Below are 26,241 nucleotides of genomic sequence, written 5' to 3' on the forward strand. Positions count from 1 at the left end.
TCCTTTAGCGGAGGAAGCGGCTCGACGCTCGCCCACAGGAAAGCGAGTAGCCTGGAACTGAAATCACCCCTCACTTTGCTGAAGATGCATACTTTATTCAACTTAAATTCATAAAGGAAGAGCCCTTATTTTAAGGTTCTTCCTTTTTTTTTGTAGTTAATACTTGCAAACATAAAAGTCATAGTGTACTATTCAACTAGTACACTATGACACGAGGTGTTTATGTTGAAAAAATTTGCAGGGCTTTTTAAAAAGGAATGGGTGCTCTATAGGACATGGCTATTTGTAGGGGTTTTTATAGGGATCATGCTGTCAATGGTAGTTCCATATTTAATAAGGCGGTTTAGTGGTGGATTTGCGTGGGAGAGTCAGTCGTCATTTGCCCTCTCGATACTAGTACTTGTCTTAGGTGGATTTTTTTCGATATTACAATTCCTAGCGAGTATGCGTCATGACATAAAGAACAAAGAGATATGGCTGCATTCAACTAGCTCCATTGCACAGCTTGTAGGTGTGAAAATCGTATTTTCCATAATTGGTTACGCGATCTTTAATTTTATCTTTGTGAGTATAGTTATTTACAAAGTCAAAGATGCAATTATAGGGAACTTCGCACAATTGCTTTTATTAATTTTATTTTTTGTAGCCATTATTGTTTTTCTTCAATTGATAATGTTTGTGATACTGCTACTATTTTTAGCCTTGAATCTCCAAATGAAACACTTTATTGGAAGTTTTTCCATTGTGATCACGATGGTGGCCTTTTTCATTAGTATGAATGAATGGGTGAAATTTACAGGAAGTAAATTTTATGATAAAATTTTCCATCATATAGGAATTCGTTTAACGTTTCTGGAGCAATTTTTCCCACGGTTACCATCATTTCAGTTCAACTGGGGCACAATGTATGTCGTAGAAGAAGTAGCAACAATCATTTTTGTAGCGATCTTATTTTTCATAGCGACAAAGTGGCTTGAAAAGGTGGTTTTACGATGACAATCGACTTTTCACGTGATAAGCCCATATATAGCCAGCTCGTCGATCGGATATGTGGGGACATTTTGAAAGGGAAGCTAGTGCTTGGGGATCGACTTCCTTCGGTTCGAGAGTATGCAGTAGAAACAGGTGTCAACGTAAATACTGTGCAACGCGTGTATAAGGAGTTAGAAGCAATGAATATAACGGAAACCAAACGAGGTCAAGGTACATTTATTACAACCAATGAACAGCGAATTGTGCTTTTACGAGAAGATATGAAAAACCAATTAGCAGATAATTTTTTAACTTCCATTGAAGCACTTGGGTTTTCAAAGGAAGAGATGCTCGTTGTTTTACAAAAAAATCGTGAGGTGAAATAAATGCTACAGCTATCAAATGTTTCTTTTCGTTATATGAAAAAGCCAATTCTACAAGATGTGTCTTATTCCTTTCCAGTTGGCCAAATCATTGGGCTTGTCGGAGAAAATGGTAGTGGCAAGTCGACACTATTAAAAGTGTTGGCAGGCTTATTACGTCCATCTAATGGTGAGGTGTTGCTAAATGGAACGCCTGTAACACGCAGAAGTGCTGATAAAATGGCTTATTTACCAGATATTGATTTATTTTTTGATTTTTACACAGGTGAGCAGCTTTTTCAGCATTATGCCTCTCAATTCGAAGATTTTTCGTATGATAAGGCATGTATCGTTGCAGAGTTTTTACAGGTTGATAAAAATACGAAACTACGGCAATTATCAAAGGGGAACCGTGGTCGAATGAAAATGGCCGCAACCCTTGGGCGAGAAGTACCTTTTTATTTAATGGATGAGCCATTTTCTGGTCTTGATCCAATTGTTCGTGAACAGCTTATTAAAGGGTTAATCCAATTTACAGATATTGATAACCAAACAATACTGTTATCAACGCATGAGTTATATGAGGTAGAGCCTATTTTAGATCAAATCATTTTACTGCAAGAAGGTTCGATTATTGCACATGAGGAAGTAGAGACGATTCGAGATGTTTCGAATAAGGACGCTGTGCAATGGATGAAGACGTACTATAAGAAAGGGTGAAAGCAATGACAACACAACCAATTGTACAATTGCAAAATTTATCAAAAACCATTCGCGGTAAGCAATTGATTCAGCAATTGAATATCGATTTATATCCAGGACAAATCACTGGATTTTTAGGACCAAATGGTGCAGGGAAAACGACGACTATTCGTATGATGACTGGACTTATGCATCCAACAGAGGGGAACGTCATTATTGATGGCCTTTCCTTACAGGAGAATTATGAGGAAGCGATTAGTAAGGTCGGTGTAATTGTAGAAAATCCGGAAATGTATAAATTTATGACGGGCTATAAAAATTTACTGCATTTTGCGCGTATGCATAAAAATGTCACAAAAGAGCGTATTGAAGAGGTGGTGCGACAAGTTGGTCTTGAGAAACGCATTCATGAAAAGGTGTCTACGTATTCACTTGGGATGCGTCAGCGTTTAGGACTCGCACAGGCACTACTTCATCGACCAAAATTTTTAATTTTAGATGAACCAACAAATGGTCTAGATCCAGCAGGTATTCGTGAGTTTCGTATGTATTTGCGTAAAATCGCTGCTGAGGATGGGGTATCTGTTTTTGTTTCGAGCCATTTATTATCCGAAATTGAGTTAATGTGTGATCGAGTGGCTGTCATACAAAATGGCAAACTCATCGATATTCGTGATATTAACGTTGAAACTTCTTCGTTTTATTATATTGAAGCTACACCAAATGATCAGGTTGCAGCTCACCTACAAAAGCTCGATTACAACTTTGCTGCGGAGAATAATGGTTTTGTGGTGGAAATAAAGAAAGAGGATATTCCAAAACTAATTTCGCAATTTGTCAATGAAGGAATTCAATTATTTGCCGTACAACCACATCAAAAAACGTTAGAGGATCAATTCTTAGAAATGACAGGAGGTGGCCAAATTGCTGAAGCTAATACAAAATGAATGGATGAAATTATGGCATAAAAAAGGAACTTGGGCGATGGTCGCGCTAGTAATTCTCTTTATTATTGGTCCTGGTATTATGATGAAATACTATGAAACAAAAATGACAGAGGATATATCGTGGAAGGAAAGTGAACAACAGACCATTAATAATTATAAAGACATGTTGGCAAGTGACGATTTTTCGTCTGAGGATAAAAAACACTTTGAAGATCAAATTGCTATTTCTGAGTATCGATTAGCAAATGACATGCCGACTCAAGAAGATGGAAGCGTAGCAAGCTTTATGTCATTTACAGGTAGTATGCTGGCTTTAGTGACATTATTTACAGTTATTATAGCAGCAAGTATTGTATCTAGTGAATTCTCTACTGGTACGATTAAAATGCTATTAACGCGTCCAGTTTCGCGTGCAAAAATATTAACTTCAAAATTACTTACAGCTTTCATATTTGGACTCTTTTTATTTGTTGTCAATGTAGTCGTAAGCGCTCTAGTTGGACTGATACTATTTGGTGGACCAACTGGTGTTGAGTTAGAAATGGTCAACGGTCAGATTGTTGAAAAAGCCGTATGGAATGATTTAGCATATCACTATTTACTTTCTGGCGGAGACTTTGTCATGTCAATATTATTTGCTTTCTTAGTGGGCTCAGTTTTCCGTTCAAGCTCTTTAGCGATTGGTTTAACGATGTTCTTATCCTTTACAGGTGGAATGATTGTGATGTTCTTAAGCAGATATGACATCGTTAAATATATATGGCTAACACATTCTGATTTAACCCAGTATGAAAATGGTAATCTAATGATAGAAGGTATCACAATGCCATTCTCACTCACAATTCTTGCGATTTACGCTGTAATTTTCCTTGTGATCAGCTATCTATCCTTTATGAAACGTGATGTAACAGCGTAAATAAGACACGGTATGAAATTTGTTTTCATACCGTGTTTTTTCTGTTTCGCGGGCAATTAAAGGTGAACCGCGGATAAAACTGATAAAATCGCGGGTAAGAGATGTCCGTCGTTAACAGATTTCGATATAATGAATGAAAAACTAGAGAGGCACAATTATGGAAACAGAATGGTTACGAACTTTTATTGTTGCTGCGAAAACAGAGAATTTTCGTGAGACGGCAGAACAGCTTTTTATTACCCAATCAACAGTATCGAAGCATATTCAACATCTAGAAAAAGAACTACAAACAACACTTTTTGAACGACAAGGGAAACATGTGAAGTTAAATCATATCGGTGCTCACTTCCTTCAACACGCAGAGAAAATGCTAGTAACGATTGATGAAGGATTACAAAATACTGTATCCTTTTTGAATGGCTATACGTCCCAGTTAACGATTGGTGTTGCACCACAAATTGCCAATTCTACATTGCCAGTAATCATTCATACATTTCAGCAGCAAAACCCCTCCATTCAATTAACGATCGAGCTGTTAAGGTCCAATGAAATCGGGGAAGCGGTATATGCAGGCAAAGTAGATATCGGTTTATCAAAATTGACATCGACACGTGACATTCATACAGTCCTTCTCGCACAGGAACCACTTCATTTGATCGCTCCGATATCAAAAAGAGTGACAGATGCACATACTCTTTTACAGCAGGAAACTATATTAACGCATGAATATGCACCTTACTGGCAGGACATACAACAAGTACTACAGCAATTCCCAAGCTATAAAAGCATGCAAATAAATCAAACAGAGGTAATCAAAAACTTTGTCAAGCATGGACTAGGTATCGCCTTTTTACCAAAGAGTGTGATCGAGGCTGAATCTCACCAGCAATTGCTTCATAGCTTTTCGGTGCAGGAATTTTCCCATATTGTTTCGAGTACCTATTTTTTAGCGAAATATGTATCAGCGGATATTGAGGCGTTTTTAGCAATTTGTCAATCTGTCTACAAAGGTTTGGCATTAGACTAGAGGAACTGAAGAGAATTCAACACCCTGCAATCGAGATCCACCCCTTTAATTGTCTAAAGTTCAATTGTCAGCTATTTGAGCATGAAGTTAACAGGGAGTAAGAAAATAGAAATACATAGCTACTATAAAAATTTCGCAATTCTTCTGTAAAAAAAAGTAAGATTTCTCATTTCAATAGTTGCGAGGCTTACGAGGTATACAGGAGAAAAGCGATATGGCATGTGCTTCGATGTATAATAGATTGGAAAATGTTGAAATTTTCTCGTAAAGAACGTATAGAAAGAGTGAAAAAAATGATTGGTGCAACATTATTATTTATCCTCGCAGGAATTGGAGAAATTGGAGGTGGCTATTTAATCTGGCTTTGGTTAAGAGAAGGTAAACCATTTTATTGGGGAATAATAGGTGGTATTGCGTTAGCTTTGTACGGGGTTGTTGCTACTTTTCAAACCTTTCCAACCTTTGGAAGAGTCTACGCTGCCTATGGAGGTGTCTTTATTGTCCTTTCCATTTTATGGGGATGGGGAATCGATGGGAAAAAACCAGACATCTTGGATTTCGTTGGAGCAGGCATTTGTTTGATTGGTGTTCTGGTGATTTTAATACCTCGTTCATGATAGAAGAAAATGTTACCTTTTGAAAAACAAGTAGTGGAATCAATGTAAATATCACATCAAAGAACAGACCAATGTACTCGTATATGAATTGGTCTGTTCTTTTTTATTGATAGAAGTATATCTAGGAGAATAAGAACATTAATCAAGGTCAATCCCGAATTAGTACAAAGAAGAAGGATTTTTAGAATTTGAACCGAATATCTATAATAATCCCAAAAATGTTTGGAGGTCGCAATTTTGCTACTTTATTTTTGATATCTATCATCTACCTAAAAAATTTCAAAATAATTTAGGAGCTGATATATGATGATATACAAAAATTCTCTTGATGGAATTTCGGATGATATGTTGAATGGCTTTTTTGTTGATTGGCCAAATCCACCAAATCCACAAACTCACTTAAAGCTGTTAAAAAACAGTAGTAAAGTGGTCATTGCTTTAGACGATCATACAAATCATGTAGTTGGATTTATAACAGCGATTAGCGATGGGGTTCTATCTGCCTACATTCCGTTCCTTGAAGTTTTGCCAGCGTATAAAAATAAAGGTATTGGCAAGGAATTAGTCAGACAAATGTTAAAAGAGCTTGATAATATTTATATGGTTGATTTGTGTTGTGATGATGATTTAGTTCCTTATTATGAGAAGTTTGGCATGATAAAAGTAAACGGAATGGTCGTTAGAAATTACGAAATGCAGTCTGGAATTTCAAATAAATAAATATAAAGTAAAACGCTTGGATATTTTCCAAGCGTTTAGTGAGATCGATGCCTCCCATGATATGATTATGTTTGAATGATACCAGACTTCTATACATCCCCAGCTAAAATTCTTTGTTAGTTAAATAAATTTTCTACATAATTTCCATTGAAAAATAAAATCAATTCGCCAATTGTACCAACACCAAAAAATACAAAATAATAACTTGCAATTGTAACTTCTTTCTTAAAAAGCTCCTTAAATGCCTGAATAAACAATTTGTCAAAACCGAACCAACTTAATATCCAACTGGTTAAAAGAAAACTTAGAATCATCACTTCTTTTCTTCTCCCTCTTTTATTTACATTTACATACCTAACTCTTTTGCGTGGCACAATTTTTTAAAATCCTTGAATCCTTCTAAGTCAGCACTACAATCACGAGACGAAAAAGCAATATAATATTAATTAAAAAGTATTCTATTCGCCTAATTTCCTGGAAATACCTTTTTAAACCTTAATTACATTAATCCTTTACAAAACTTCATTTAAAAATAAAACAAGTTTATTCCAAGCATTATGTGATGCTTTTAAATCCGAGTACTGATTTCCACCATACAAAAAAGGTGAGGGTGATTCGTTATAGTTATGATAGGTATGCGGTAGTTCAATGCGATGACCGGCTCGACTATATATATCATGTTTGAATGGCCAAGGGTGTTTAAACCGGTTTAGTCGCTGTATAGATATACCAGACAGCTTTGCACTATCCCACATCAGATCATCGTCTCCAGAAATGAATAGAAGTGAACCTTTAATATTTTCTACAGGTATTGTAGCTAAATCTAGAACCTTTTTGTCTGCAATTAACTCTTCATACCAATCACGAAAAGATACAGACTTATTTTGTGAGAGTTGCTTGTAGAGAGCATAGCCAGATAGTTTAGGAGCATAGAGGGCCGCATAAGGTAGGGGTTTGCCACGATATGTCCATGCTGGCGGAAGGTTCATAGTTAAGTTATCCTTTAATCCATGATAACTAATTCCACTACCGGCAATAGAAATAATTGCTTCTATATCATGGTAAATGGATGCAGCATGAAGGGCTAGCTCTGATCCTCTCGATTTACCAACTATTCCTATTTTCTTATTAACAATAAAATCCCTTGTATTTAACCATTCAATCGCATTCCCGATGGTTTCCACAGGGATATGAGAAAGAGAAGGAGTGTGCTTATGGGACTTCAAATATGAAACTGATAAGGTGCAATATCCATTTGAAGCTAGTAGTGCAGCTTCTTTTATAGATTGGAATCGTTGTGATCCATCCAAAAATATGATACTAGCAAAATTTGTTTTATTCTGTGGAACAAAAGCTGTGCCAATAAAGCCACTCTCTTTTATTGGCACCATTTTAATATCCTCGGAAAGGTGATGTTGAATGATTGTTTGTTCCGAAACACATACATTATTAACCTCAAGGGTTAATGTTGTTTTAATAGGAGACAAGTCATAAAATGTATCCGCAGTACTACCACTAATATACTTTACCCTTCTCATTGACCATAATAATCCCATGCTATTAGCCTCAGCATAAGTACCATTGAATGGAACGGATTCACTTAAATTAGTAGTGCCATTTTCACCAAGAATAAACGAAGCCTCACTTGAAAATATTATATTGTTACAAGTCTTTGTCGCTTTTAGTGTAAATGGTGTACCCGGATATTTCCCATGAACACTTATGTTTATTGGTGTATTTAGTAAACAATCAGAGGGACTAACATGCAAATTCCATTCATCAGCTATTTTATATTCCACCGTTTTATCATCCATTTCTATAATTTTTCCGCATTAGTTTCATACTATTTTGCTAAAAACAACTTTTTGTCGACTGCTTCATGTACGATAGCAAGTACAAATGTCTCTTCTATTGGTGTTAATCCGATTCGATTCATTGTAGTGTGGATATATCCACCTAAGAAATAATTTGTATCGTCGGAAAAGTTATTTTCATATTGTATTTTCTTGCAATTGAAAACAATTTGTTCAAAAAAGCCATTATTTGAAAGGAATTCATCCCATTTATTTATTTTTTTATAAAAAGAAACTTTGTTATTTTCAATATATCTTTTTGCTTTATTCTGTATTAGATCCTTATCTGATATGCTAGCCCATGATTTACTGTGGTTGTAGGAAAAGTCCAAAATTTGCTCGTGTTTGAAATTCATTAAATAAGAAATTAATATTAAAGTAAAATAGATAGCTGCCTGAATTTTCTTTTCTTTATCATGTAATTGACCTAATAAATCAAGACAAAATTCACTAGAACAATGAAGTAATACATGGATCATATCCTCGTTTGATTTTGTGAAATAGTCGTTTTCAATATGATAAGGTATAACTTTAATAGAATTATTTTCATACCATTTGTATTTTTTAATATCTTCTCTTTCTAAGTTCATACGCTGCCCGTAGAAGTCATTTTTGGTGATGGTGGAAATATCTGGGTACTTAGATAGAAATTCTTCAATGTGTTGAATTATTGTATCTAATTGTAAATTTTTATCAGTTACCCGCAGACGTATATGTGGTCCCCCTTCCCAGTATCTTAAAAAGAAATATTGACTTCCTTGTAGGTATTTATTTTTAAGTGGGTATATTAAATTGTTTAAAAGGAAATCTAATCTACTAAAATTATGATAAAAAATATGTAAACTAATCCATTCCTTGTTCATTTAATATCGCTCCTTTGGAGAAATTTCGAAAACGAATTCAGTAGTCTTTTGCTTATTAAAATAAGGATATCCTTTACCGATTTCTGGATATACTTCCTCAATAATCACATAGTGGGTGGATTCCTTAAATATTTTCTTCAACTCTCTTAAATGGTGATAGATTCTTATGTCTATATATTGCGGTTTGTCGGCAATATTTCTATTCTTTATTTGTGTATTTGGCTCCAAATCCTCCCTTTTTTCTATAAAAAAATGATAACCCATATCATGAGTATTAACCCATTCTAGTAAGAATTCCATATAGTCCAAATCATTCAATGGTGCTTTAGGAATTGGATATGCGCTTTGGGGAATTATCCAAGTTTGGCGTGACAAGATAATATCAGTTCCATACAAGATACGTGGTATACGCATCACATGATCATCGCATAATTGGATGAGCCGATTTATAAATATATTAATAGGATTAGTGATTAATTGTGATAAAGAATTAAACAACGCTAAAAACCTTGCTAGAGGAGGCAATAGGAAAGGTGTCATAAAGCCTAAATATTTAGGGTTTATGATTTCTCCTGAAGATTTTCTTTTTAATTGCAATATATCCTCTGCTTCATCCAACACTATTTCCAAATCAAAGATTGATATGTTATCTGCCTCCTTTGTTAAATGGGACCCAGGGTAACAGATAACTTTATCTGTGAGTACAGGGCGACTATCCCCAGCAAACCCAAAAAAAGCATGAATATCTGTAATTGTTCCTTTTGTTTGTTTTATTTGATTGATTTTTTTGATTCGCTCAATATTTTTTGAAGGTAAATGTTCTAGAAATCTACTAAACATTTGACCATTACCGTCCGTAATTTTATTTATGACAATTTTAATAGTGCTATCTTCTTGTACTTGTCCCAAAATACTAATGTTTTCGGTGTTTCGCGTGTGACTATTACCATGGAGTAATGGTGAAATATCAATATCTTTTTGTATCTGGCTTGTAATTATTTTCTTGTAAATCTCATTCTGAATATGGTGATGTTGCTCGATAGATTCTAGTTGATATGGATTATATGATATTAATTTTTCTCGTAACAGATTCAAAGGTGATATACTTTTACTATTTTGATTGAATGAATCATTTTCTTCCACGAATGAACTCCATTTATTATAAAATTCAATTAAAACACAGGACTTATTATGAAAATTTCTTTTATAAAACTCTTTTTGGGTCTCCCTCACGCTAAAAAAAGGATCAAACACAATACATGATTTTGAGAACTTTTGTAGGGAAAGTTGCATACTGCTCAGTGTATTGGTGCTTATCTGGATTTCGTTAGTCCGATAACAAATTTCAATAAATACCGGGTTAGGAATTGGATTGGTTATAGATAATTCTTGGTATAAACGCTTTATTTCCTCCTCGGTTAGTTTTTCTATTTGGATACGCTTGTGAACATCATAGAATTGTCTTGAATAGGCTTTTAAATAGTCATTAAGCTTTGTCAAAGACTGAATTAAGGATGAAAAACTATTTAAACTAGGGTCCTTTAAGAATGTATGTAATAAATCTATACGAAATTCTTCTGTGTGTATGGCTGGTTTTAATAACCCAATTTTTATTAAGTTAATAATTAGTTTTTCACTGTTTTTACTACGTGATTTTAATAGTTGCTGAATCTCCCTAACTGATAGTTGTGTATTTTCATAAAGTAAATGAATAATAAATTGAATCGTCGTAGAGTTTGGAAGCGAATATTGATGTTCAGGATTTCTAATTCCTCCATTACTAATGTCAACTGTTTTTGTGAAAATATAAATCTTATCTTGACTAAAATATATATTCGGATTGATTACAACAGGCACATTATATAAAAAAGGTTTAGTATAAAAATGATTTAGTAAAGTATATGAAATTATTGGATTCAAATAGACAGTACTTTGTATAGAATCCTCATTATTGTTGACCTTTGTATGATTTTCGGAAACATTTATGCCACTTATAATGGTAAATGAACTGAAAGGGCTTGTTTTAGTCATTATTCTTGTCAAATATCTGATTAATGTTGACTCAATACGGCGAATTGCCTTATTGCTATAATCTTTTCCATCAATATATTGTTGAGTCATGTCAAGTGTTGTAAGACTCGAATAGAGTAATCCATTTTGTAGGACTTGTGATGAAGATACTTTTTTGATTTCAGAAGTAACATTTGCTGTATCTATTTCCATAGCTCTTGCTTTTTGAAGCGAAAGATTATATTCCTTTTCTTGTGCCCACACGTTATATTCAGTTATTTTCAGTGAACATATTTTATATTGTTCTAAAATATGAATATCCTCAGTTTTTAATATACTTCCCATTGAAATTCTTCTTTTAATTTTAAGGAGTGTTCGCTTGGAATCCTTTCGTAGGATTCCAGGTACAAGGGTATATATCCTCTCATTTAATTCATCTGCTAGTTTTTCGCATTGGAAATTGACATACTGTCGTTTCTTTATAAATTCAATAGATTCTTTTGCAATAAACTGTTCTAAACCATCGATGGGTAATCCAGATAGTCTTGCTATTACATCACACAATCTACTCACCTCTCTCAAAATGTTAAAAAGGTACTTTATTAATGAAAAAAACGACTATAAAACTACCTTTATTGGATAAAATGTGCGTGTCGAAATATACGGAATATACAGAATATATTGACATTCGACATTATTCAGCATAATATCACATTTAAGCAGGTAAGGAAAGAGGAAAGTTCCTGTATTTTGAAATATAAATAATCCAAAAACTGAGGTGATATTGAAATGAAAAAACATGCTGAATATTTATTTGAAGCGCTAGATGAAGAAGCTTTAGAGGAAGATATCTCCATTGAAGTAATGGATATTTCAGATTCTCTTGGATTGCCAGATATGGCTGCATCTAAGGGAACGACTGTATGCTGTAGTTGTTGTGTTGTTTGTTGTTGCTGTGGTACTGAATAAGTATGTATGCTACATGTTTGAGAGTGTAATAGATTTCGAGCAAATATTTAACTCAATCAACTAATTCTAGTTTGTATTATGAAGTTATAACCTGAAATTGACATCATATGAAGATATTAGAATAAAAATCTTAAGTATCTTGATTTACAGAAATTTTTAGCATCTTTTGAGAGACAACCATTCGATGATGTCGAATATGCAAACACATAAACTTACCTGCTTTTTATTAGAATCTAGTGAGTAGTAGATAGTTTGTATTTCACTGTAATTTTAAAAGGATAGAAGCTCTAAGGAGGCTAGATGAATGCAAGCAGTAAACGGATATGGGGAGCTATTTGATCTTCTTTCTAAAAAGATAAATGAGTCATATGGGGCATTGCAGAATACAAGTTCGAAAGGCGTTATTGTAGTTCATGATGATAAAGATATCGAAAGGGATATTATATGGCAAAAAAAATCCCATGCTGATGGGAAATGGATATATCGTGTATTTATTGATGGTGGTGCGGTTTTTTTAGGGCCTATTATTTTTCCAAATGAATCTGGCTGTTATGAATGCTTGCAAATTAGAATTGATAGTGCGTCGAAAAAAATAAGGGGCATAGATCAAACAGATCAAAAACATAACCGACTTAGAAATAATCAATCGATAATTACCCCTTTATTAGTAGATACACTACTTCATATTATTCTGCATGATTTAGATAACAATAATTCAGGGAGGAGTGTATGCCATACCGATTCAGTATTGTCAGTGAAAAAGTACAAGGTAATTGATGGACAAACTTTAGCGTGTTATAACCATTCCTTTTTAGCAAGTCCTGACTGCACTGCCTGTGCACATCCCTTCTACGATTATAGAAGGGAATCCTATGTAAAACTACTTCCAAGAAGACAAATTTCATTAGAAGTTCCTCGAGAACCTCGTGAATTGTCATTAGAAAAGTTAGAAGAAATATATTATGATCCACTGTCGGGCGTAATATCGTTAAAGCAAAGATGGTTTAGTGAAATTGAGCTAGGATTTACCACTGTTGAGATTCCAACCAATTCCCATAGAGAAATAGGTGTTGGGCGTACTGATTCATTTGAGTTAAATGATAAAGTTGCAATTCTAGAGGCTTTGGAGAGGGCCGGTGGTAGACCTAGTAAAAAAACTAAGGAAAATCATGCGTATAAAGACATTGTTGAGATGGCAATCAATCCGTCAGATTTTATCCTTCATCATCCAAAACAGTATCTAGAACCGAATATGGAACTCGTGCCTTATAATGAAGATTTAACTATTCCCTGGGTATGGGCGTATTCTTTTAAAAAAGATGACACCGTACTTATACCTGAACAAATAGCGTATTATCGTCTTTCAAAGCAAGAAAGATTTTTATATGAAATATCTAATGGATGTGCACTAGGATCTAGTTTAGAAGAAGCTATTTTGAATGGCCTGTTTGAAATAATAGAAAGGGATACATTTTTAGCCACATGGTATGGTCAATTATCAACATCTCAAATAGATATTCAATCATTAACTGATAAAGAATCACTAGGCTTAATAAATAAAATCAGATCTAGAGGCTATCAGGTGTACATTTTTTACATCACAAGGGAAGTACGTGTACCATCAATATGGGTGTTAGCGGTGGGGGAAAAGAAAGGACTTCCTAAGACACACTCTGCAGCGGCTGCAAGTCTTACAGCCGAAGTGGCAATTAGGAATGCACTGTTTGAGCTCTTAACAATGCTACCTTCAGCAGAAACCGATAGTATAAACCGTCATGAAGAAGCTTTAGAAATGCTTAAGAATCCTTTATTGGTTAAACAAATGGATGATCATAGTTTACTATATTCATTAGAAGAATCATTCTATAAGTTTGACTTTTTATTTACAGATAAAAACACTTTATCTATAAAAGACATAAATAGAAAATCATTAGATTTTCAACCAGAGAATTTAACATATAATCTTCAAAAAATAATTGATGAAATAATAAACTTAGGTCACGATGTTATCATTGTTCAGCAAACAACGCCGGAACAGAAAATATTACGTTTCCATACAGTAAAGGTACTTGTTCCTAGCCTTCTACCGATGACATTTGGGCATCAATATAGACGCATTGGTAACGTTGAGCGGTTTAAAAGGTTGAAGGAAGAATATGGGGGGGTTATTCCGGATTTTAACACTGTTTACCCACATCCATTTCCGTGAAATTACATGAAAATAAAATAGAATAGGGAGGTATCTATTCATGATTAATGAAATTGTATATAAATTTGCATTAGACACTACATATAATAAAGTTAATGTAATAAAAAAGAACAGTAATTATACAAAAGTATTGAGATTCAAAAAGAGACTCAATATAAATAAAATATATTCCTTGCCACATTCAGATAGAGATAATTCATCAAGTACAATGAATTATATATCAGACGTTTTGCGGGGGACTTTCAGCATACTTCATTATACACCACATGATCCTTGGAAATTACATAGGGGTTTTCCTTCAGCAAGATGTCTACATACTATAGAATCCTATTTAATAGTGAATAAAGCTTCCCAGGAGTTGGAGCAAGGTGCTTATCGATTTGACCCACTTAGAAATGAATTGGAAGTTATAGGTTTGGGGGACCCAAGTTATTTACTAGAAAGAGTATTTAACCAAGATATGAAAAGAGTTTCAAGAATATGGGTCTTTAGCTCAGAATTCTGGCGCTTAGGTAAAGAATATGGTGATTTTGCTTATAACTTGGCATTACTCGAAGCAGGTCACGCAATTGAGCAATTATATATGCATATAAATACTCGCCAGAAAAGCAATCACTCTCAATTGAGATATGTTTTTTTGTTATCAGAATATTGCGAAAATGCTAAACATCCCCGTTGAGGAAGAAGGGGTATTGGCAGCAATAATAGAATATGAGGATTCTCAAGTTGTAGAAGATGATGGGTATAAAGAGAGAAAGCTAAAAGAATACGAAGTTTTACATGAATTCCCAAACTGGGAACAATCAAATGGTCTGCGTTCGGGTTATTGCAAACGTTTGCGGGAGATGGAATCATACTTTTTATCTTTAACAAACACGAATGAGTCATTTCCAGTTGTGCATTTTCCAAATCTAGAAATTGATCTGAATCTTTTAAGGGAGACAACTTTTCAAAGGAATTCGGGGCAGGGACTGTTTGGGGTCGTGGGTAAATATCGCCCGATTGATTGGCGGACATTTACTCAAATAGGCAGATTCAAGGTAGACACACAGGAGGAATCAGTCCAACTATATGCTTTTGTCATTCAGGCAGAGGACTTTGAAGTAGGTATCTATTCATATAGTGCGAACGAGAAAGAGTTTATTCAAAAGAATATCGGTCAATTCGAAACTCTATTGCAAAAAAACTGCCAATATCCTTTTTTTAATTTACATTCAATGACTTGTGTTTACTTCATCTATAGTCCGATTAAATTGTATGTAGAAAAATACGGTCCGGTTGGATGGCGTATAGCTTTAATGGAAGCTGGGCGTATTGCCCAACGAATTTGTATGCAATATGCTAAATTAGGTTTTTTTGCTCGCCCTGTAAAATGTTTTGACGAAAAAGGAATGAATACGGTATTAATATCGGAAGATAGAATGCCTATATATAGTATCATTGTTGGTTCATCGAAATACAGTGACTTAAAAATAAATATTTCAGATTAGGGGCTTGATATAAATGTGGCAGACAATTTCAATCTATTATTATGAACATAATAAAGATGCATTATTGCTGAAAATGAATGAACTCATAAGCACACTAAATGAGAAATATACATTTAAGTTTTATTTTCGCAGACATTGGAAGTTTGGTTCTCACATCCGCATGAATATTAGTGCCAATGAAACCGATTACGAGCAAATCAGAACGTATTTAATCGATAATTTACAGACATATTTAAAAGAACACCCATCAACAGAAATATTAAATAAAAAGGAATTATTACGGGTGCATAAACAATTAGGGAAGTTAGAAGGAGAATCAGGACCTTTTTCCCCATTTATGGATAATAATACAATCCATGATACAAAATATGATGATCGCTCCAATCACTTTGATGAGCTTGACCATGATACTATGGCAGAAATAATGACAAAACTATCTCCGTTTATTTTACAGGTTATAAAATCAACAAATGAAAATACTAAGTTACGATCGATAGTGTCAATCTTGTTAATGTTAAACTTTGCGAATTTTGAACAAAATAGGGAGGTTAGCTCTTTAAGTTATCGTTCGCATACTGAAGGTTTTTTTAACATGATATCAAATCCAGCACAGACAAAAGAAGATTTTGAAAAGATATATCTAGACTTATCAGAGGATATAAGCGATTATTCAGAAGCTCTATTTATGAATAACATCGGAGTATTGCCGGAATTTCTACAGCAAATATTATTTGACTGGAATCAAGTTATTAACAACATGTATTTAATAGTGGCTGCGAACATAAAAAGGACATCTGTGAAGGCGAAAGCAATACAAGGAAGTCATGCAAAAGTAAGTGATTTCCATAACCATATTTATAGTAGTAATGATATACGAAAGTATTTGGATTCAAAGCAATTTAGGATTGTTCGAATACTTATTAATTTTATGTATATCACGTTATCCCAATTAGGCTTTAGTCCAAAATATAGATTCTTTCTATGTTGGGTGTGTGCAAATGAAATTGAATCTTATTTTGGTACCTCATAGCATAAACAAATACAAAAAATGAAAAATATATAAAACAGATTGGAGGGTAATAATGAAACCAAAACTAAAAGATAGTGTTTACTATGTGCCAATTGAAGATGGCATTTACTTTGCGGGTTTATCAGGTAGCAAAGTAATGCGAGGGGAAAATTTGTATAAATGGTTCGAATCTTTACTTCCATTCCTTGATGGGAGTCACGATATTGATCAAATATTGGAAATGATACCAGAAAGAAGGCATGTTTTTGTAAAGGAGTTTATTGGGCAACTTTATGAGCGTGACTATATCTTGGACAAAACTGAAGATGATATTCCAATTCAACATTCACTAAAAGAAAAATTCGAATCATCTATACGTTTTATAGAACAATATTCATCAACGCCAAATACCACTTTTAAAAGATTCAGAGGCTCTACAATTGGTATCTATGGTAGTTCTTATACAGCATTCATGGTGGCACAAGCATTGATTAGGATGGGAACAGAAAAAGTTGTGCTTATGGGTGGTAACTTTAAATGGGATATAAAGGAAAAATATGCTGAATCTATTACGAATTCTGAAGAAAGAAATGATTTTAACCTAAGCGTCGTAACGGAAGAGAAATTAGAAACCAATCTCCATAATATTAATGTTTTTATATGTCTTAATGATTTGAGCAAGACAGAGAATTGGAGTTTGATACAACATATAAATAAGAACTACCAGATTCCTATTTTACCAGTAAATATGTATGAGGATTCCCTATATATTGGCCCGTGGATAGGACAAGGAACAAATAGATGTAGTTCGTGTATAAACGAACAATTATACTTACCTCCAGGAAATGAGAGTGCTTTTGAAAATATAGCGCAAAAAATTGTCGCATATCTAATTTCACTGGAAGTTTTCAGCTATACAGGGGGGTTAAGAACAGGGAAAAAAAATTGCGTTGATCACTCCATACAGTTAAATAATCAACTTGAGACAACGTATCATTACATACCACGGATTAATACCTGTGAGGGATGTGTTGAAACACAGGTTGTCGGGCGACTAAATGACGAAGTAGAATATGAAATTGGCGAGGTATTCTTAGATAATCTTCATAAACTCGTTTCACCTTACCTAGGAATAATAACTCATATTGATGAATTTGATTTGTCCCAAACAGTTCTATCCCAATGTAGTGTAAGTATTTCAGAAGTAGGTAATTTTTCGGTTGCTGCTAGAAATAATATGTTGGCACGGTTTTATGCAATTATGTTTGGGGTTACAAATTACTACCAAAAGAAGCTAATAGATAATGAGAATAGTATGATTATATTTGGCCGAAGTTCTCTTGAAGCTTTGTATAAAGCAATAGTATTAGAAATGGAGAAAAACTGTCTAGAGAGTCAAGAAATATTATGGACTCCTTACCAAGATAGCCTTACTTCTTACGCCTCCTATTTAGAAAGAATGATTACAATTGATGACCAAGAATCTATTAATATTTGTTATATACTAACTACTTTTGAATTATTTATATTTAAAGTCACGGTTGATGGCAAGGACTTTTATGCAGCACATATGAATAAGGAAAAAGCGTTAGAAGACACATTAGAAAAAGCTCTATTTACGACAATGTTTGGACAAGAACAAACGGGTATTTACCCACTAGTTAATCCATCAACATTAAATAATGATGAAGCTAATCACTTTCAAGATGTAATCCAACAAAAGATTGCTAGTAATCAATTTAAGATGACTTGTAAAGAGTTATCACTATTACCATTCATAAATCAATTAGGGTTAAAGATTTTTAGTATTCAAGTTTCTTTTACAGGAGGGTACTTATATGAGTAGTTCAAATGCTGTTGTTCTAGAAAATATTGGTAAAATATTTGGGTCCTTTAAAGCTTTAAACAATGTCAATTTGGAGGTGCAGACCGGAAAGATCTTCGGTCTACTTGGACCAAATGGATCCGGAAAATCAACAACTTTAGATATAATAATGGGCTTTAAGAAGCCTGATAATGGTAAAGTGAGCCTTTTTGGACAGAACATAACTAATGGACGATTAGTAAGAGAAAAAATTGGCTTGATGTTACAGGAAACAGCCTTATTCCCGTATCTAACCGTAAAAGAGACATTACAATTTTTTGCTTCACTTTATGAGAAATCCTTCCCAATAGATGAACTATTAAAGATGTTAAAGTTGGAGTCATCAGTTAATAAACAGGTTAGAAAATTATCTGGTGGGCAAAGAAGGAAGTTAGATTTAGGGGTGGCCATGATTGGACTTCCAAAGTTATTAATATTGGACGAGCCTACGACAGGCTTTGACCCTGTATCAAAACATGAGACATGGGAAACTATCAAGAAGCTAAGGGATAGTGGCACAACGATAGTTATTACAACACAGATCATGGATGAGGCGGAGTACTTGTGCGATAAACTCGCAATACTAATAAATGGTGAAGTTGTTATACAGGAAGAAATGCAACTAATAAAAGATAATTATAATAATAAATACAATAAACAAAGCAGTGTCGTTATCCACTTTGCTGAAGAAACAAAATTAATATTGGAGTCATTTCCAGATGCTATAAAACTGGATGAACACGGATGTCGCTGGATGATACTTAATCAGGATGTAGCGAAAGTAACGCAAGAAGTGCACCAAATTGCCGCGAAGGAAAAGATAAAAGTGGATGATATTGATGTAAAAGATAGCTCGCTAGAAGAAATATTTATCGAATTAGTGAAAGATAGTGAAGGGGCGGATAAAGTTGAAAAGCTGGTTTAACTTGGTCTTTGTAGAAATAAAAAGCATGTATCGAAATTTTACTCAAGGTGTTTTTGTTCTTCTTATGCCGATTTTTTACTTTTTACTATTTGGCTGGGGCAACCAGTCCTCAAAAGAATTCTTTGTATATTTAATACCATCAGCCATTCTCTTTATTATCATTACAACAATGGTAGTTAATCAAGCAAATAATATTGTTCTTCAACGCGACCGATTACTTTTGAAGAGAATGTATGGCACACCATTAACTGCATTTTCGATAATTTCAACAAAGGTATTTGTTTCGATTTTAATTCTAGTTGTACAAACATTGGCTATCTTTTTACTGACTATTTATGTATTCGATGTAAATATTGAATTAAATATTCCGTTATTTATTGTCGTGTTCTTTATTAGTTGTTTGTTTTTTGGTCTATTTGGATTTGCCGTAGCAAATCTTATTCCAAATGCTGATTCTGCTTTAGCGGTTACCCAGGTTATATTGTTAGCCATCATGTTATTGGCTATTCCATCATCATTTGATGTAAGCTTTGGTTCGTTTTTAAATACAATAAGTGATTATAATCCAGCAACTTTTTTCCTAGAAGCCATGTATACGTCATTCTCAGATAACTCACTTAAATTACAATGGTTTAATCTAACTATTGTTATTGTGTGGTTCCTTCTTATTTCCTTTATAGGAATTAAAAAGTTCAGATGGAGTGACAAATGAATAAAGATAAGCATGAAGTTAAGTTGCTTCAAAATATAGAGCCATATGCGAAAACATTGGATATGTTATACCATCTAAACAGCAAATATACACGTGGACTAATGCACCGGTTATCACCACGAACTTCATTTAAACAACATAGCACCATTGCAAGGACAATGCCAAAAGAAGAAGATATTCAATTGAAGAATGTTTCTGGAAACCCTTGTAATACTACGTTTAAGGATGTATTAGCAATCCGTCGTAGCATTCGGGATTTTAAACCAACAAGATTATCCAAATCTACTTTCACGGAATTATTACGTATGGCAGTTGGAACGATACATGATGAGACTTCTGAAGAAAAAGATGAAATCAAAAATAATAAATTTACACAAGGTCGAACCTATCCATCTGCGGGTGCAATCTATCCTATTGAAGTATATGTGTTTGCACAATCAATTGATGAGATTGCACGAGGTATATATAGATATGAATGTTATACAGAAACATTAGTCTCCATTACAAAAGAACAAAAAGATATTGAAAACTTTCTGAATAGTATCATGGCTGGATTTGATATTCAAAATGCTCATTGTTTTATCTTGTTTGTTTCAAATTGGAGGACAATTAAGGAGAAATATTTAGCGAGGGCATACCGTTTAGCGCTACTTGAGGCAGGACATGTAGCGCAAAACTTCTGCTTATCAGCATCAGCTAATGGTTTAGGGTCTGTGATGATAAGTTCCTATTATGACAAGGAAATAGAGGATGTTCTTAAGCTCGATGGAATTAATCAGTCCATTGTAAGTATGCAAATTATTGGCGAACCAAAAGGGGAATAACAATGTGGGAATTTAACAATATAAGGTTAAATCTATTTCTGAAAATCGTATATTTAAATGATGAAAAGATCCATTTAGTAGAAAAGTCAACAAATAAAAATTTGCTGTCGGTTACAGATACATCAAGTAATAAAAGGTTATTAAAGTTAATTCATGCAATAGATAAGGAATGTGTCTTTCAGGACGAACTTATTGAGTTATATGAAGGACTTCCCATGAAAAGTAAAAATGTTGTAAAACAATTAGTTGATCAGCACGTTTTTATCGAAGCAAAAGAATATAATTATGTGCAAGCTGTACAAGCGCTTCCTTCTTATAAGTTAAATCTTAATAAAAAAATAGTTGTGCTTGGAATAGGGCCTTTGGGATACCGAATTGCATTTACACTTCTTCAAATGGGTGTACAGAATATGGTTGTTGTGGATGATGCACCAGTTACAAATATAGATATTCAAATGGGAATTGGAATACAAAAAAAACATCTTTCTAAATCAAAGGGGTTAGCATTTATTGAAAGTGTAGAAGAGCGAGTAATAAATGGAGCACACGTAGTTCAATGGGAATATGAGAAAAAGTTAGAGAGTGTGCTAGATAAAAATATGTTTGTAGTAGTTGTATCAGAGAATCTGGGTTCACATCATTTATCAAACATAAAACACCTTTCTTCTAATATAGGATTCTCCTGGATGTTAATTAGTTCGAATAAGGAAGAATTCATCATTGGTCCTACATTCATACCTAATGATACATTGTGTTTGTCTTGTTTGGAAATGCAAATTAATTTATCTGATTGTTTCGATAATATTTTCGGACCTTTATATGGAATTGTTACCGAACTCGCAGCGGTTGAAATACTAAATACCATGTCGGGAAATAGCCGTACAATAGGAAATATTATTGAAATAAATCCAATAACACTAACTATTAAAAATAGAGATGTGTATAAACTTCCATCATGCATTTTTTGTATTCAAAAATGAAATATTACAATGTTAAAAAGGGGGGAAGGTTAGGTAATAAGTTAATAATGTTTAGCTGTTGGTAACTGATATTTTATAAAAAGAAAGGAGTGTTTTCATTTGAAGTATGGCGTAACGTTTTTACCGGACTGTTATCCTGAGTTAAAGACACCTGAAACTTGGTTCAAGGATGCCCTGAATATTGTTGAACTAATTGATAGGGTGGGTTTTGAAAGTGTCAAAATTACAGAGCATTTTTTCCATCCGTATGGTGGTTACTGTGGAAATCCATCAAACTTCTTAAGTGCCGCTGCTATGCGCAGTAAAAATTTGAAACTAATTACAGGGTGCGTACTTCCAGCATTCCATAATCCTTTAATAGTTGCAAGTGAACTTGCGATGCTTGATGCAATAAGTAATGGGCGTATGGAGGCAGGTTTCGCACGAGCATATCTACCTTATGAGTTTGATGCTTTCAAGGTATCTATGGATGAGAGTCGCGCCCGTTATGTCGAGTTTATTGATGCAATTGAAAAATTGTGGACCGAGTTTCATACAACATTTAAAGGGGATTTTAATGAATTTAAGAATATTACATCATTTCCTCCATTAACGCAAGATAATAATCCGCAAATCTGGGTAGCTACATCAGCATCCCCGCAGTCATTTGAATGGGCAGGTGCGAGAGGTTATAACTTAATGGTTACACCTACAATTGCAGATTTCTCTAACTTTAAAGATTTCCTTAATATATATCGTTCAGCACATGAAAAAGCAGGTCATGGAAAGGTTGAACAAGATCAGATTATGTTAGCATATCCAATGTATGTACATGAGAATCATGAAACAGCCCACCGTAACGGAAAGAAATACTTAAAAAACTATTGGCAAGTATGGATTGATGCGGCGAATACTTGGAACGACAAAAATTCGTCCTCATACCAATCGTATAGTAGAATGGGAGAATTTTTAAAGACGTTTTCCTACGAAAGGCTTGTTGAAGAGAAGAGAATTCTAGTAGGGACTCCACAAGAGGTAAATGAATCAATCAATTATATTAAAGAAGAATTTGATATTGGATACCTCTCTTTTCAGGTTGATTTTGGTGGAATGCCTTATGAATGTACAAAAGAAAGTATCATGTTATTTAATGAAAAAATTTGTTCTGCAAATGTAAGTGACGCACTTCTAAAATAAAAAGGCATGCAAAAGTTGAGAAAAATGTGCATGTTCAATCCCTAATCACCAAGTGTAAATAAAGCTAAAAAAGACTAGTTTTTAATAAATGTAGTTTGAAAATATCATTAGTTAAAAGCTTATTTAAAGTAAAAATATAAAGAAGAGGGGTTTTTAGAATTCGAATCGAATATCTTATAGTAATGCCAGTAATGTTTGGAGGTCGCAATTTTGCTACTTTATTTTTGATATATATCATTTGAATCAATTTCATAAATCACTTTTTTCAAGAGCTTAGACTGCTCCTATTAAGATAAATTACGTTTTTAAAAATTATGCTGCTTGAGTTTGTGTTTCAAATAAAGCATTGAGACGATCCACTGCTAATTTACAGGCATTATAAATAAACGTCACCAGGTTGAAATGAAGTTTTGCTTTTCTTCCTGTTCTGTGACGGACATTGTTTAACTGAAAATATTGCTTTAAGTATGCATTTACACGTTCAACGGCTGTGCGCTCTTTATATAGTTGTTTCCAAAGTTCAGAGCCTCGTGCTGGATACGTGAATTTTCGTAAATCCGTGTCACATTTGATTTTGAAAACCTTCTGACAGAGGGAATCATTACGTAACGGACAGGTTGCACATTCTTTTGGTCTTGTGAATTTTAGTGTTCGGTACTTTTCATCGAAGCTGTCGTAACAGTAGCTGTGTTCACGTACACAGGCTGGCCTGAAATGCTCATCAAATCCAAGATACTCGCCTTCATTACGGACATTATAGGGAATAACTGCACGCATTTGATACGCATGTAATTGACGGTAAATAGGCTCATAATCATACCCTGCATCCAAAATAGCGGTCTTAAAATGCCCTTGAAATAGGTCTTTTCCTTTCTTTAAAAGAGGAATCGCTGCTTTACTATCCGACAAATTGGCAGATGTCATGAGGCGTCCAACAATATATTGACTCTTTGTGGTCACCGCGAGATGTCCTTTAAAGCCAAACCAAAACGTATTTTTGCCATCACTGTTCTTTTTGATGCCCCAATTTGGTTCGATGGGTACATCTTGCCACAGTGTCTCTAGTGGTGTATCAAGTTGGTCCTTGATTTCTTTTTCATAAGTTGACTGATTGGCTTTGATTTCTGCTTGTTCCGTAAGCCAAGCGTTTCGTTCTTCTTTTGATTTTCGTCCACGTTTTTTGGGTGGTGCAGGCTCTTTTTTCTCCGAAGGTTTCGCTGCATCGCGTGACTCAAAATGAGTGGCATCAATCGCGAGGTGTTCATCACAAAGGAAACCTTCTATAAAGGCTGTTTGAATCAATGTATCTTGCATGTGATCGAGCACATCTGATTGACTAATGACGTCGATCATACGCGAATAGGACGCTTCAGAGGGCACAACATCAGAAACAAGAAAACCGCAATCCAAGCGGAATAAAGGATCATTGACCAAACGTTTGATTAAATCCTTGATTGTTGGAATTCGTTCGACAATACGAATAATGAGTGACTGTATCATAGCACCGTAATTTAATTCACGTGGGGCACCACGTAATGTCTTTTTTGAAAACAACTGAAAAATAGGTTGCACGTCGAAAGTGGCAAAAATCGTATCAAAACGACGGGAACTTTCCATTTCCAATAATTCTTGGATGTCAAATAGGCTCATTTGTTTTACAATAGTCATAGGGCATTCACCTCATTCAGTATGTTAGTTTCGTCGCTACCATTATACCGAATTTGGGGAGGTGCCCGTTTTTTATTGTTTTAGAACCCTTGATACTAAAGGGACTAGAATTATGAAATTAACTCATTTGCCTAAAAATTTAAAAATAATTTTAGGAGCTGATATATGTTGATGTACAAAAATTCTCTTGATGGAATTTCTTCTGATATGTTGAATGGCTTTTTTGTTGATTGGCCGAATCCACCAAGTCCAGAAACTCACTTAAAGCTGTTAACAAACAGTAGTAAAGTGGTCATTGCTTTAGACGATCATACAAATCATGTAGTTGGATTTATAACAGCGATTAGCGATGGGGTTCTATCTGCCTACATTCCGTTCCTTGAAGTTTTGCCAGCGTATAAAAATAAAGGTATTGGCAAGGAATTAGTCAGACAAATGTTAAAAGAGCTTGATAATATTTATATGGTTGATTTGTGTTGTGATGATGATTTAGTTCCTTATTATGAGAAGTTTGGCATGATAAAAGTAAACGGAATGGTCGTTAGAAATTACGAAATGCAGTCTGGAATTTCAAATAAATAAATATAAAGTAAAACGCTTGGATATTTTCCAAGCGTTTTTACGTGCTACATTATTCGAATTCATTTGTGAAATGGCTGTTATTTTTTTACAGCAACAAAGCGTAATCGGCAATAATCAGCAACCCATTGATGATCCTGATAAATCTTTGGTTTTAATAATTCTTCGCATTTTTTGTAAATCTGCACTTTTTCAGTTTCTGATAAATGCTGAAGCATATTGTTACTGAACATCACTAGCCAATTACGTAACCCATCTTCGCCTTGAAGCGGTGTTGGGCGTTCATATAGCGTAATCATTTCAACCGTAAAGCCGGCTGCTTCTAATTTCGACTGATATTCTTCTAAAGTTGGAAAATACCATGGGAAATATTCCTCAATATAAGGTCGTTTATATTCCTCCATACTTTTTTGAAGTGCCCAAACAATAGAAGCGATATTACCGTGTCCACCCATTTCAGCAACGAAACGACCACCTTGTTTAAGTGCACTGTAAATGTTTTTGATGACTGCATCCGGCTGTTTCATCCAATGTAATGCAGCATTTGAAAAGACTCCATCGAATTGGTTTGCCATGTGAAGTGTAGTAGCATCCATTGTGCGAAAAGTAATGGATGGGTATTTTTGCTGTGCAGCGCTAATCATATCATGGGAGGCATCTATCCCGTGAACATTGGCACCTAGAGAGGCGATTTCATGGGCTAAATCACCTGTACCACAGCCGACATCTAAAATACTTTCCTTTTTTTGTGGTGTAAGCAAATCCACTAAGCTTCCTCCAAATTTTGAAACAAAGTCATGCTTTTGATCATATAAATTGGCATTCCATATTGTTGTCATTGTCTCTC

26 protein-coding genes are annotated in these 26,241 nt (G+C 34.3%); 20 read left to right on the forward strand and 6 right to left on the reverse strand.

Going from position 1 to position 26,241, the window contains the following annotated elements:
- The first annotated feature begins 222 nt into the window (after positions 1 to 222).
- The 8 genes from FJQ98_RS10415 (at position 223) to FJQ98_RS10450 (ending at position 6,263) form a co-directional block, all read left to right on the forward strand.
- On the forward strand, positions 223 to 996 hold the full coding sequence (locus tag FJQ98_RS10415) for a hypothetical protein (protein WP_246494300.1): 774 nt from the start codon (positions 223 to 225) through the stop codon (positions 994 to 996).
- Positions 993 to 1,358 carry a GntR family transcriptional regulator gene (locus FJQ98_RS10420; RefSeq protein ID WP_053592996.1) on the forward strand — a complete coding sequence of 122 codons (366 nt, stop codon included), beginning with the start codon at positions 993 to 995 and terminating at the stop codon, positions 1,356 to 1,358. The genes FJQ98_RS10415 and FJQ98_RS10420 overlap by 4 nt, the downstream gene beginning before the upstream one ends.
- On the forward strand, positions 1,359 to 2,054 hold the full coding sequence (locus FJQ98_RS10425) for an ABC transporter ATP-binding protein (protein ID WP_053592997.1): 696 nt from the start codon (positions 1,359 to 1,361) through the stop codon (positions 2,052 to 2,054). It abuts the gene before it with no gap.
- A gap of 5 nt (positions 2,055 to 2,059) precedes the next feature.
- Positions 2,060 to 2,983, forward strand: coding sequence for an ABC transporter ATP-binding protein (locus tag FJQ98_RS10430; protein WP_053592998.1), 924 nt, complete (start codon positions 2,060 to 2,062; stop codon positions 2,981 to 2,983).
- Positions 2,952 to 3,899, forward strand: coding sequence for an ABC transporter permease (locus tag FJQ98_RS10435; RefSeq protein WP_241774490.1), 948 nt, complete (start codon positions 2,952 to 2,954; stop codon positions 3,897 to 3,899). The genes FJQ98_RS10430 and FJQ98_RS10435 overlap by 32 nt, the downstream gene beginning before the upstream one ends.
- Before the next feature lie 157 nt (positions 3,900 to 4,056).
- The gene (locus tag FJQ98_RS10440) at positions 4,057 to 4,926 is read left to right on the forward strand and encodes a LysR family transcriptional regulator (protein ID WP_053593000.1); all 870 of its coding nucleotides are present in this window, start codon (positions 4,057 to 4,059) and stop codon (positions 4,924 to 4,926) included.
- A gap of 293 nt (positions 4,927 to 5,219) precedes the next feature.
- Positions 5,220 to 5,543, forward strand: a complete 324-nt coding sequence (locus FJQ98_RS10445) for a YnfA family protein (RefSeq protein ID WP_053593001.1) — start codon at positions 5,220 to 5,222, stop codon at positions 5,541 to 5,543.
- A gap of 306 nt (positions 5,544 to 5,849) precedes the next feature.
- The gene (locus tag FJQ98_RS10450) at positions 5,850 to 6,263 is read left to right on the forward strand and encodes a GNAT family N-acetyltransferase (protein ID WP_053593026.1); all 414 of its coding nucleotides are present in this window, start codon (positions 5,850 to 5,852) and stop codon (positions 6,261 to 6,263) included.
- A 116-nt stretch (positions 6,264 to 6,379) separates the two neighbouring features.
- On the opposite strand, the gene FJQ98_RS10455 is transcribed toward FJQ98_RS10450, so the two are convergent.
- The 4 genes from FJQ98_RS10455 to FJQ98_RS10470 form a co-directional block, all read right to left on the reverse strand.
- A complete protein-coding gene (locus FJQ98_RS10455; protein ID WP_143114592.1) occupies positions 6,380 to 6,637 on the reverse strand; it encodes a hypothetical protein in 258 nt (85 codons plus the stop codon).
- Between the two features lie 138 nt (positions 6,638 to 6,775).
- Positions 6,776 to 8,077: an acyl-CoA thioesterase/bile acid-CoA:amino acid N-acyltransferase family protein gene (locus FJQ98_RS10460; RefSeq protein WP_053593003.1), complete on the reverse strand. Its 1,302-nt coding sequence runs from the start codon at positions 8,075 to 8,077 to the stop codon at positions 6,776 to 6,778.
- Positions 8,078 to 8,106: 29 nt separating this feature from the next.
- Entirely contained in the window at positions 8,107 to 8,979 is an 873-nt protein-coding gene (locus tag FJQ98_RS10465; protein WP_053593004.1) for a lantibiotic dehydratase C-terminal domain-containing protein, read from the reverse strand.
- Positions 8,980 to 11,553, reverse strand: a complete 2,574-nt coding sequence (locus FJQ98_RS10470) for a lantibiotic dehydratase (RefSeq protein WP_201406692.1) — start codon at positions 11,551 to 11,553, stop codon at positions 8,980 to 8,982. It abuts the gene before it with no gap.
- A 225-nt stretch (positions 11,554 to 11,778) separates the two neighbouring features.
- On the opposite strand from FJQ98_RS10470, the gene FJQ98_RS10475 reads away from it, so the two are divergent.
- From FJQ98_RS10475 to FJQ98_RS10525, 11 genes are all read left to right on the forward strand, one after another.
- Positions 11,779 to 11,958 carry a thiopeptide-type bacteriocin gene (locus tag FJQ98_RS10475; RefSeq protein ID WP_053593006.1) on the forward strand — a complete coding sequence of 60 codons (180 nt, stop codon included), beginning with the start codon at positions 11,779 to 11,781 and terminating at the stop codon, positions 11,956 to 11,958.
- A 304-nt stretch (positions 11,959 to 12,262) separates the two neighbouring features.
- Positions 12,263 to 14,167 (forward strand): TOMM precursor leader peptide-binding protein, encoded by a 1,905-nt coding sequence (locus tag FJQ98_RS10480; protein ID WP_053593007.1) that lies wholly within the window; start codon positions 12,263 to 12,265, stop codon positions 14,165 to 14,167.
- A 40-nt stretch (positions 14,168 to 14,207) separates the two neighbouring features.
- Positions 14,208 to 14,846, forward strand: coding sequence for a nitroreductase family protein (locus tag FJQ98_RS10485; RefSeq protein WP_053593008.1), 639 nt, complete (start codon positions 14,208 to 14,210; stop codon positions 14,844 to 14,846).
- A gap of 13 nt (positions 14,847 to 14,859) precedes the next feature.
- On the forward strand, positions 14,860 to 15,657 hold the full coding sequence (locus FJQ98_RS10490; RefSeq protein WP_053593009.1) for a nitroreductase family protein: 798 nt from the start codon (positions 14,860 to 14,862) through the stop codon (positions 15,655 to 15,657).
- A gap of 13 nt (positions 15,658 to 15,670) precedes the next feature.
- On the forward strand, positions 15,671 to 16,687 hold the full coding sequence (locus tag FJQ98_RS10495; protein ID WP_053593010.1) for a lantibiotic dehydratase C-terminal domain-containing protein: 1,017 nt from the start codon (positions 15,671 to 15,673) through the stop codon (positions 16,685 to 16,687).
- Between the two features lie 52 nt (positions 16,688 to 16,739).
- A complete protein-coding gene (locus tag FJQ98_RS10500) occupies positions 16,740 to 18,512 on the forward strand; it encodes a hypothetical protein (RefSeq protein WP_053593011.1) in 1,773 nt (590 codons plus the stop codon).
- Positions 18,505 to 19,455: an ABC transporter ATP-binding protein gene (locus FJQ98_RS10505; protein ID WP_053593012.1), complete on the forward strand. Its 951-nt coding sequence runs from the start codon at positions 18,505 to 18,507 to the stop codon at positions 19,453 to 19,455. The genes FJQ98_RS10500 and FJQ98_RS10505 overlap by 8 nt, the downstream gene beginning before the upstream one ends.
- A complete protein-coding gene (locus FJQ98_RS10510) occupies positions 19,439 to 20,167 on the forward strand; it encodes an ABC transporter permease (protein ID WP_053593013.1) in 729 nt (242 codons plus the stop codon). Before FJQ98_RS10505 ends, FJQ98_RS10510 begins: the two co-directional genes overlap by 17 nt.
- Positions 20,164 to 20,991, forward strand: coding sequence for a SagB family peptide dehydrogenase (locus tag FJQ98_RS10515; RefSeq protein WP_053593014.1), 828 nt, complete (start codon positions 20,164 to 20,166; stop codon positions 20,989 to 20,991). The genes FJQ98_RS10510 and FJQ98_RS10515 overlap by 4 nt, the downstream gene beginning before the upstream one ends.
- A gap of 2 nt (positions 20,992 to 20,993) precedes the next feature.
- Positions 20,994 to 21,971, forward strand: coding sequence for a ThiF family adenylyltransferase (locus FJQ98_RS10520; protein ID WP_053593015.1), 978 nt, complete (start codon positions 20,994 to 20,996; stop codon positions 21,969 to 21,971).
- A gap of 99 nt (positions 21,972 to 22,070) precedes the next feature.
- Entirely contained in the window at positions 22,071 to 23,147 is a 1,077-nt protein-coding gene (locus FJQ98_RS10525; RefSeq protein WP_053593016.1) for an LLM class flavin-dependent oxidoreductase, read from the forward strand.
- A gap of 312 nt (positions 23,148 to 23,459) precedes the next feature.
- Here FJQ98_RS10525 and FJQ98_RS10530 read toward each other — a convergent pair whose 3' ends face one another.
- Complete coding sequence (locus FJQ98_RS10530) at positions 23,460 to 24,815, reverse strand: transposase (protein WP_201406693.1); 1,356 nt, start codon at positions 24,813 to 24,815, stop codon at positions 23,460 to 23,462.
- A 168-nt stretch (positions 24,816 to 24,983) separates the two neighbouring features.
- On the opposite strand from FJQ98_RS10530, the gene FJQ98_RS10535 reads away from it, so the two are divergent.
- A complete protein-coding gene (locus FJQ98_RS10535; protein WP_201406725.1) occupies positions 24,984 to 25,397 on the forward strand; it encodes a GNAT family N-acetyltransferase in 414 nt (137 codons plus the stop codon).
- 77 nt (positions 25,398 to 25,474) lie between these two features.
- Here the strand turns inward: FJQ98_RS10535 and FJQ98_RS10540 are convergent, their stop codons facing one another.
- The gene (locus tag FJQ98_RS10540; RefSeq protein WP_053593787.1) at positions 25,475 to 26,233 is read right to left on the reverse strand and encodes a class I SAM-dependent methyltransferase; all 759 of its coding nucleotides are present in this window, start codon (positions 26,231 to 26,233) and stop codon (positions 25,475 to 25,477) included.
- Positions 26,234 to 26,241 lie beyond the last annotated feature (8 nt).

The sequence above is a fragment of the Lysinibacillus agricola genome (genome assembly GCF_016638705.1).
In the GTDB taxonomy this organism is placed as follows: Bacteria; Bacillota; Bacilli; order Bacillales_A; family Planococcaceae; genus Lysinibacillus; species Lysinibacillus agricola.